The organism is Isoptericola croceus (genome assembly GCF_029382255.1).
GTDB lineage: Bacteria > Actinomycetota > Actinomycetes > Actinomycetales > Cellulomonadaceae > Isoptericola > Isoptericola croceus.
In genome coordinates, this window is record NZ_JARLLG010000001.1 from 1275846 (window position 1) to 1282300 (window position 6455).

At 67.2% G+C, this 6455-nt stretch carries 9 protein-coding genes; 2 read left to right on the forward strand and 7 right to left on the reverse strand.

Annotation, left to right across the window (positions count from 1 at the left end; translation table 11 throughout):
* Positions 1 to 82 precede the first annotated feature (82 nt).
* From PZC42_RS05925 to PZC42_RS05935, 3 genes are all read right to left on the reverse strand, one after another.
* Positions 83 to 478: a hypothetical protein gene (locus PZC42_RS05925; RefSeq protein ID WP_277209230.1), complete on the reverse strand. Its 396-nt coding sequence runs from the start codon at positions 476 to 478 to the stop codon at positions 83 to 85.
* A 68-nt stretch (positions 479 to 546) separates the two neighbouring features.
* Positions 547 to 786 carry a helix-turn-helix transcriptional regulator gene (locus PZC42_RS05930; protein WP_277209231.1) on the reverse strand — a complete coding sequence of 80 codons (240 nt, stop codon included), beginning with the start codon at positions 784 to 786 and terminating at the stop codon, positions 547 to 549.
* A 229-nt stretch (positions 787 to 1015) separates the two neighbouring features.
* The gene (locus PZC42_RS05935; protein ID WP_277209232.1) at positions 1016 to 1756 is read right to left on the reverse strand and encodes a SprT-like domain-containing protein; all 741 of its coding nucleotides are present in this window, start codon (positions 1754 to 1756) and stop codon (positions 1016 to 1018) included.
* A gap of 261 nt (positions 1757 to 2017) precedes the next feature.
* Between PZC42_RS05935 and PZC42_RS05940 the strand changes: the two genes are divergently transcribed.
* Positions 2018 to 2401: a DUF952 domain-containing protein gene (locus PZC42_RS05940; RefSeq protein ID WP_277209233.1), complete on the forward strand. Its 384-nt coding sequence runs from the start codon at positions 2018 to 2020 to the stop codon at positions 2399 to 2401.
* Between the two features lie 38 nt (positions 2402 to 2439).
* On the opposite strand, the gene PZC42_RS05945 is transcribed toward PZC42_RS05940, so the two are convergent.
* Together PZC42_RS05945 and PZC42_RS05950 are read right to left on the reverse strand one after the other, a co-directional pair.
* Positions 2440 to 2952 carry a GNAT family N-acetyltransferase gene (locus PZC42_RS05945; protein ID WP_277209234.1) on the reverse strand — a complete coding sequence of 171 codons (513 nt, stop codon included), beginning with the start codon at positions 2950 to 2952 and terminating at the stop codon, positions 2440 to 2442.
* Between the two features lie 197 nt (positions 2953 to 3149).
* On the reverse strand, positions 3150 to 3806 hold the full coding sequence (locus PZC42_RS05950) for a hypothetical protein (protein ID WP_277209235.1): 657 nt from the start codon (positions 3804 to 3806) through the stop codon (positions 3150 to 3152).
* A 360-nt stretch (positions 3807 to 4166) separates the two neighbouring features.
* Between PZC42_RS05950 and PZC42_RS05955 the strand changes: the two genes are divergently transcribed.
* The gene (locus PZC42_RS05955; protein ID WP_277209236.1) at positions 4167 to 4727 is read left to right on the forward strand and encodes a recombinase family protein; all 561 of its coding nucleotides are present in this window, start codon (positions 4167 to 4169) and stop codon (positions 4725 to 4727) included.
* 137 nt (positions 4728 to 4864) lie between these two features.
* On the opposite strand, the gene PZC42_RS05960 is transcribed toward PZC42_RS05955, so the two are convergent.
* On the reverse strand, positions 4865 to 5119 hold the full coding sequence (locus PZC42_RS05960; RefSeq protein ID WP_277209237.1) for a DUF3892 domain-containing protein: 255 nt from the start codon (positions 5117 to 5119) through the stop codon (positions 4865 to 4867).
* Positions 5120 to 5782: 663 nt separating this feature from the next.
* The coding region (locus PZC42_RS05965) for a hypothetical protein (RefSeq protein ID WP_277209238.1) at positions 5783 to 6455 on the reverse strand (673 nt) is incomplete at its 5' end.

The window sequence follows — 6455 nt, forward strand, 5'->3', positions numbered from 1 at the left end:
AAGCCCGCGCGGACGTAGGCGCGGAGCAGGTCATCACTTCCGGTGACGGCAACAGCAACGTCACCCGGCGGCAGACCCTCGATCAGACGCCGGGCCAGCAGGACGGCCGAAAGCCGCGTGCCAGACCGCTGGGCAAGCGCGCCGACATGCCATCGCCGCCCGCCTGGGGTCTCACCGCCGACCTCCCACGTTCCCAAGGGCTGCCCGAACTCGCGATGATCACGGCGCCGAGGAGCACGACCAAGAGCGGGATGAAGGCGCTCAGCACCGCACTGACCGGCAAGAGCTGCGGACCCAGGAACCCGAAGATCGCCACCAGCGGGGCGAGCACGATGAGAGGGAATGCTGCCTCCAGAGCCGGTCGCCACCGGGCCAGGATCATCATGCCGTCGCCGTCGTCTGAGACGTAGAGCGACCGGGTCAACGCGTACGGCACGAGGACCACCGCACAGGCCGCCACCGAAGCGACAGCCGCCAAGCGAGAGGAAGTGAAGGCTCGAGCCATGAGCCACGCGAGCCGCGGGATCTGAACCAAGCTCGCCGGCATCAGTCCTCGCCCTCTTCGTCCGCGACATCGCCCGCGGCGACCGCAGCCCTCGTGGCGGCGTACTGCTGCTCGATGTACTCCTCAAGCTTGACCCGCTCGATCCGCCACACACGCTTCGGCCCGACCTGAATCGCCGGCATCTCACCGCTTTTCAGGAGCGTGTAGACCTGCGCCGGGGTGACGGCGAGCTCGTCGGCGACCTGCTTGACGGAGAGGAACCGCGGAGGCTTGTCGGACACGGCTCGATCTTGACAGACCAGGAGCCGTCGGCGTCGGCGCTAGCCTGCGCCCGGGGCAGTCGTTCGGCACCCAGAAGGGCCTCGCCCGTTTAGCGGTTCGTCAAGGCTGCACGGGCTGACATTGCTATCGACCGGGCAGCGCGCGGTGGCCAAAGGTACCGATTTCAGGGCTGCGGATCGGTAGCTTGCGGTCGCCCGTCATGTTTGACTCTCGGCGGGGCATGCGCGGTCACTCGGCGGGCGCGGCGGCGACTGCCTCGAAGTCCACATTGAAGTCCTCCCCCATGTCAGCATGGTGAGCGACGTACTGCCGCGCCTTCACCTCAACCACAGTCATCGGGGCGTTGTCGAGCTTGTGCCCGAACGGGACGAGGTAGACCGTCTCCCCGACGCTGAACGCTGGTGCGGGGGGCTCGGGTTCGGGAAATTCCTCGGCCATCCTCTTGACGCCGGGGTCGAGGGCCCGAGACTTGGCGTTCTTCTCCCACCATTCCAGTTCGACGGGTTCGTCGTGGGAATCGTCCCTGCAGGTGAATCCGGTCGAGGCTGGCGGGCGGACCGAGGTGAAGGCGTGGCCGTCGGGACATCTTCCGTACCACGGGTACAGCAGCGCGCTATGGGTGAGCTGCGCGAGGCCAGAGCCGCCCAGCTCGATGGCCTTGCTCCTCCATGCTTCTGAGTGCCCGGCCGCGGCTCCCACGATGGCGTGCGCGACCTCATGGCGAACCGTGTCGCGTCGCTCGGCCGGGGCCAGTAGCGCGATGTGGGCAGCGCTGAAGACGATGCGCTTCGTGTGAGTGCGCGTGGCCCCGCCGCCGTTACTGTTCTCCAACGACTCTGCCCAGAAAACTGACCAGATGTCGCTCAGGCCGTGCTGGGCAAGGAGGTCCTTGGCGAACCGGTGCACCTTCGCAAGATCGCGCCCGACAGGCGTTGCGCGCTGCGGGGGTTTCTTGGTCGTTGCACCCATCGGCTGATGATGGCACGCCGTACCCCGCCAGGCATGTCCGGAAACGATCGTTTCCGGGGAGGCTGTCGCTGGGGCGCGGGGAGGCGGACCGGAACCCGTGCTCACCCGGAACGTGGTTTCGGCCCGCCGCGGTTCCGGTCACGGGTTTCGGTCGATGGCTCTGCGCTGTGGATCGCTACAACTGGGCCCAGAGGTATGGCGGTTGCCCCACGTGTCACGGATCACCCGGGCCAGATCCCGTCGCACCTCTAGTGTGGTCGGATGCCTACCGTCTGGCACCTGACCGACCCTGACACCTGGATGCAGGCCCAGTTGCGGGGTGTGTTCAGCGAGTCGACCCGCGGCGCGTCGATCGAGCAGGTGGGCTTTCTCCACGGCTCCTACGCCGACCAGCTCGCGCTGGTCACGAGCTTCGTCTACGACGACGTCACCGGCCCGATGGTCGCCCTCGGCATCGACCCCGTACTGCTGTTGGAGCACGGGCTCGAGGTGCGTGAGGAACCGGGTGACCCCGACGACCCGACGCCCTTCCCCCACGTCTACGGCGGCGACCTGCCGCTGGCCGTCATCACGAAGGTGATCCCGGTGACGGTCACCGACGGGGTCCTCGTGGGATGGGCGCTGTCCACGGGCCCCGGAGACTGAGCCCAGGGTCGACCGAGACTGGCGATTAAATGACGTGGTTACCGGGTCAGCTCGCCCGGCAGCAGCCCGTAGACAAGGCTGTCGCGGCGTCTGCCCTGGAACGAAAGGTGTGATCGCAGCAGACCCTCGCGTCGGAAGCCGCACCGCTCGGCGACACGTTGGGACGCGACGTTGTCAGGTCCGCAGGTGAGCTCGAGACGGGACAGCTCCAGGTCGGAAAACGCCCAGCCGGCGACGAGGCGTACGGCGCGCGTTGCGACGCCGCGCCCTCGGGCAGCGCTGGCCAACCAGTACCCCATGCTCGCTCGTCCGTGCTCGTGGTCGATGCCGTTGAGTGACACTTCACCGAGCACATCGACCGCCGCAGTCTCGACGATCGCCCAATTGATGCCCGTGCCTTGTTCGCGCTGGCGATGGACGGCGCGGATCCGGTTCACGATGCCTTGGCGGTCGGACGGGGCCCAGTCGGAGAACTGACGGAAGACCGGGTCGTTGAACGCGGCGAGCTGCGCGTCGGCGTCGTCCTCGCGCCAGGACCGCAGACGGATCATGTCGTCGGACAGGGATGGTGACGTAGTCGTCGGCACTAGCCCAATCTAGCTAGCCGAGCACCGGAAGCATGCGCGTTCGCGCGCCAACCCGGACCGCAGACATCGGAGCCGACCGTTCGGACGGCACCAGACAGAGCTCTTGTGTGACCAGCCCCGCTCAGCGCTCCAAAACTGGCCGATTCCGAGCGCAAACCTGTCTACCGCGACGGGGCCGAACGACCAGAACCATGCAGCCCGGTGGCGTACACGACCGGCGCGGCCCGCAGGTACCCCTCGAACACCGGCCCACCGGCCACCTCGAGAGTGTCCTTCGCGAGAGCGACCAGCGCCTCGCCGTCGTCCCGTGCTCCGAGCCAGCGCACGGCCCAGACCGGGTCCCACGCGCGCAGCTCGCGCAACAGCCACTTCCCACCGCCGTCCCACCGCCCCATCGCTGCCAGGGCCAGATGCGCCGTCCGCTCCCACAACAAGTGCCGCATCACGGTCGCCTCCCCGGAGTCGCGGACGTAGGCAAGGTCGTCGAGCAGATCGGTCATCGAGTACCGCAGGTCCTCCAGCGCCGTGTCCGACGGCGTCGGGCCAGCCTCCAGCAGCGCCCCGCACTCGGCCTGGTACATCTCGGCCGCCCCTGGCGCGCCTGCGACCTGGACACCGGTGGCGATCATCCGCGCAAGCGTCGGCTTCCGCTGAGCCGTCTCCTTCTCAAGGAACCACCGGTGGCCCGCCTCAGGGTTCGCGAACACCTCGACCGGCCAGCCGCGCCACCGGAACGACGCACGATGACCCGCCGCATCGTCCGGCAGGCACACCACGATGTCGAGGTCCGACCCGGCCGTGCGTGCAGACTCGTCCATTACGGATCCCGTCACCAGAGCCCACCGGGCAAGCGGGTATCGGTCGGCGACGAGCGCAGCGGCATCAACGAGAGGATCCACGCCCCGATCCTCTCCGACGGCCTGGCTCCGTGGCCACGGCATTCCGGCCTCCGCGTCCGCCAATCCGAGGGCCGCGACGTCACCGCGGACCATCCCCTGCTACGGCGCTTGCGCTCGCGCCGGCGACCGCTCGCCCCGACTCAAAACCGACCGTTTGTGACGGACGTCGGCCGTCGCTGCGCGCTCGTTGGCGTGGCGGGCAGGCGCATCCGTCAAAAGCCGGCGTCCAAAGGTGTTTCGGTCAAAACCCCACGGAGGCGTTTTCGGTAGAGTCCCGGCATGGCGATGACGTTCGGCTACGCGCGGGTCTCGACAGCGGGCCAGACCCTCGACTCTCAGCTCGATGCGCTCATGGCGGCGGCCGTCGATCGCCGGCAGATCATGGTCGAGACCGCCTCTGGTGCGCGGGACGACCGCCCGGTGCTAGCCGAGCTCGTCGAGCAGGTCCAGGACGGCGACACGATCGTGGTCACGAAGCTGGACCGATTGGGCCGATCGGTGGCCCATCTTGTCGAGCTCACGACACGCCTCGACGCTCGAGGTGTGGCCCTGCGGTCACTCTCCGAGCAGATCGACACCTCGACCGCCGCAGGCCGGTTCATGGTCCACATGCTTGCCGCGCTGGCCCAGATGGAGCGCGACCTGATTCGCGAACGAACCATCGCCGGCCTGGCGGCCGCCCGGGCTCGAGGGCGAGTTGGCGGCCGCCCCACCGTCATGACTCCCGACCGACGGGCGGCAGCGGCCTCCTTGCTCGCCGAGGGCCAGTCCGCGGCCGTCGTGGCGCGAGCGCTTGGCATCAGCGAGTCGACCGTCCGTCGACACGCTCGTGGAGGCTGACACCCTGAACTTCTGTGACGAGGGCTGAGTTGCCGGGAAGACCTCGGGGCCACCCGCCTAGGCGAATGGCCCCGAGCTGTACTACCGTCCTGCCAGGACGAGGTGGTCCTGCCGACTAGGCCTCGGCAGGACGCCCGTCACAGATCAGGCAGGTCATCCAGGTTGTTGCGCGCGGTACCGTCACGGTCCGTCCGAAGATACTTCCCGGTGGTGCCGTTGACGACCTTGATCCACGTCGAGCCGCTCTGCCACGGCACGTAGTACCGTGCCCGCCCCAGCTCAATGTTCTTGATTGCGGTCTCCGCGGATTCCACCCACTGGTCCTTCACCCCGATCGAGATGATGTCGCCCTGCCGGTCCTTGCCACTGTGCGTCACACGCATGTCGGTCATGTGATTCCTCCTGTTGGTGGTACGTGGACCAGGTGATCCACGCATCACCACATAGTGACAGCCGGCGCCGACATTAATGTAGTGGCATGGGCGGATCCTGAGGACAGAACTTGTCGATACCGTGAGGGTGCTCGTCGGCTGCTGCAATCTTGTCAAAGGGTAGATTCTGGAGATATGAGCGAGAGTGTGGCGCAGAGCGACCCTCACCTGCGGGTACGCATCGGATGCCAACATGACGTGCCCGCAATCGCTGACCTCGCACGCCAACGCCTACCGACTATGACCCACCTTCACGACCAGTCGACGTGGGACTAGTCCTACCGCTTCGGCCCAGGCCACCACTTGCGAGACCGGTTCTTCTCCGTGGTGCACAGACCTCGGCTCGACGGAGCAGGCGAGCTCGTCGCCTTTGCATGGGTGGCCGCCGCGTTGGCCGACGACAACGGTGTGGAGGAGCCCTGGTGGTGCATAAATGCGCGCCCGGCGGCCTCCTGGCCTGAGAGCGCAAGGTTCCGATCCCTGGCCGCAGTATGCAGGGGATGGTCCTGACCGCGGAGCCGGGTCAGCATTTCTTCGTGAAGCAGATCGACGGGGCCGATGGGGTGCGCCTGAGGGTCGCTCAGCGCGATACGGGGCAGTACCGATAGGGGTCGTTTTATCCGACTATGCGTCTTTAGAGTCGCCGTCCGAGTCCCCGAGTCTCCCTGTCAGCGCGGCTGCCACGACGTAGGCCACCGGGAGCGAAATGACGGCACCAAACTGGCTGACCGAGGCCTCACCGGCGAACTCATCGCCGATCGCGCGTTCCGCAAGCGACATGATTGCGCTAAAACAGGTGTACCAGTAGATGACGAACTGCACCAGAAACGTCCACTCTGACTTCGTCAAGCGCCGGCTCACAGGGAGAAGTAGCACCAGCTCGCGCAGTGCTGCCAACGGACTCATCGCTGCTCCGTGCGTCGGCGCGGTGGCTGCTGCGGTGTGCCCGTGTTGCGTCTTGCCCAGCTGTGGGTAGAGGTCCGCGACCATCTTGCCGGCCAGGCCGGCGGACGTGAGGGCCTCGGCGAGTGCGTTGTGTCGGGCCTGCTGGGCCTTGAGGATGCTGCTCATCGGGTTGCTGCTGACAGCGGTGGCGTACTTGCTCACAAGTCCTACCCCGGAAGCAGCGGCGAGCTGGTTGGCCAGGTCGGTGTGGCCACGGATGGCGGTGGCTGCTGCGGTGAGCCCGTGTTGCGTTTTGCCCAGCTGTGGGTAGAGGTCCGCGACCATCTTGCCGGCCAGGCCGGCGGACGTGAGGGCCTCGGCGAGTGCGTTGTGTCGGGCCTGCTGGGCCTTG

Coding starts and splice junctions, on each gene's coding strand:
- PZC42_RS05935 (WP_277209232.1), bottom strand. CDS start 1,756: ATGGGTGCAACGACCAAGAAACCCCCGCAGCGCGCAACGCCTGTCGGG.
- PZC42_RS05940 (WP_277209233.1), top strand. CDS start 2,018: ATGCCTACCGTCTGGCACCTGACCGACCCTGACACCTGGATGCAGGCC.
- PZC42_RS05945 (WP_277209234.1), bottom strand. CDS start 2,952: ATGATCCGTCTGCGGTCCTGGCGCGAGGACGACGCCGACGCGCAGCTC.
- PZC42_RS05950 (WP_277209235.1), bottom strand. CDS start 3,806: ATGGACGAGTCTGCACGCACGGCCGGGTCGGACCTCGACATCGTGGTG.
- PZC42_RS05955 (WP_277209236.1), top strand. CDS start 4,167: ATGGCGATGACGTTCGGCTACGCGCGGGTCTCGACAGCGGGCCAGACC.
- PZC42_RS05960 (WP_277209237.1), bottom strand. CDS start 5,119: ATGACCGACATGCGTGTGACGCACAGTGGCAAGGACCGGCAGGGCGAC.